Origin of the sequence: Corynebacterium sp. ACRPJ (assembly GCF_022347345.1) — a bacterium.
Taxonomy (GTDB): domain Bacteria; phylum Actinomycetota; class Actinomycetes; order Mycobacteriales; family Mycobacteriaceae; genus Corynebacterium; species Corynebacterium tuberculostearicum_D.
The window spans coordinates 1-519 of the sequence record NZ_JAKRNC010000047.1 but is presented as its reverse complement, the minus strand read 5'-3'; the positions used below and the strand labels follow the sequence as shown (position 1 = coordinate 519).

Annotated in this window: 1 protein-coding gene; it reads left to right on the top strand. The window is 52.4% G+C overall.

Features of this window, described 5'->3' with window-relative positions:
* Positions 1 to 104: 104 nt before the first annotated feature.
* Positions 105 to 519 (top strand): IS3 family transposase (locus MHY08_RS11850; protein WP_239236784.1); only part of this gene is annotated, 415 nt, incomplete at its 3' end.

Genomic DNA, 519 nt, shown 5'->3' with positions numbered 1-519 from the left:
CGTCTGCGCCGTGAACTGGCGGAAGCCAAGATGGATAATGAGTTTTTGTCAAAAGCGACAGCCTTCTTCGCTGCGAAGCAACGCGAGCAGAAAAGTTCGAATTGATGCGGCAGGAGAAGGCCAACTACAGCATCAAACGTATGGCACGGCTATTAAAAGTATCTCGGTCTGGATACTACAAATGGGCCCATACGCAGCAGAAGCGGCTATCCGGCGACGATGATCGCGCAGCATTCTACGACGATGTTGACCGCAAGATTCATCAGATTTGGTCGGACTCCGATCAGGTTTACGGTGCTCCGCGGATCACCGCAGAACTTACCGAGCGCTACCACATTGCGCTTAACCGTAAGACTGTGGCTAAACGAATGCGCATGATGAGCATTGAAGGGATTTCACCGCGGGCCTTTGTCCCAGTGACAACGGTCCAAGCCAAACGTAAGTCCACGCTTCCTGACCTGGTCAAGCGCATGTTTGATACCGGTGAGCTCAACCGAGTGTGGATGTCGGATATTACCT